This window comes from Afifella aestuarii, from assembly GCF_004023665.1.
GTDB classification, from domain to species: domain Bacteria; phylum Pseudomonadota; class Alphaproteobacteria; order Rhizobiales; family Afifellaceae; genus Afifella; species Afifella aestuarii.
On the sequence record NZ_SAUF01000009.1, the window covers coordinates 1 to 697 of the forward strand.

The following is a 697-nucleotide window of genomic DNA, read 5'->3' on the forward strand; positions in this document are numbered from 1 at the left end:
CGGTCGGGGTCGCCGTCGATGTAGGAGACCATCGCCTCCATGCCGATGCGCGGGATGATCTGGCCGCCCCAGGTACCGCCGGCCCAGCTTTGTGAGACGCGCACCCAACAGGTGTCGGAGCCGTCCTTCTTCGCCCGCCGGTCCCAGGGAAACCAGAGTTTCACCCGGCCGTACTGGTCGCAATGGATCTCCTCGCCTTCCGGGCCCGCAACGATGCCCACCTGCGCCCCCTCGATGCGCGGGCGCTTCGTCGCGCGGTGCGGCGTCAGCGGAATGCGCGAGGGCATCGCTTCGAATTCGTTGCGGTATTCCGGCTCGTCCTCCGCCGTCTCGTAGGAGCGGTCCACCACCTGGTGCACCGCGCGGATCACCACATGCTCCTCGTAGCGCTTTTCCGGATGGGCCACTTCATAGGGCGCAAACCGCCGCCCGGGCTCCACCACGCGGATGTTGGAGGCCGCCTTGACCCGGTCGTGATCGGCCTCCGACGCCTGCATGCGGAGCTTTTCCATGCGCTCATGCGCGGCCACATCCATGGCGCGGGCCGGATATTCATAAAGCTCGCGCCTGGCGTTCTCCGGCAGCTCGACGAGCGAGGGCGTCTCCGCCGAGGGCACCGTGTTCGGCGTCTCGAAATTCCAGTCGGCGCCGGAGCGCTTGCCCGACACATAGGAATAGCGCCGCCGCCATGCGTCGA

Annotated in this window: 1 protein-coding gene; it reads right to left on the reverse strand. The window is 67.6% G+C overall.

The genetic code is table 11. The annotated features are described in order from the left end of the window. On the reverse strand, positions 1-697 hold a 697-nt coding region (tssI, locus tag EO094_RS18355; protein ID WP_128294358.1), incomplete at both ends, for a type VI secretion system tip protein TssI/VgrG.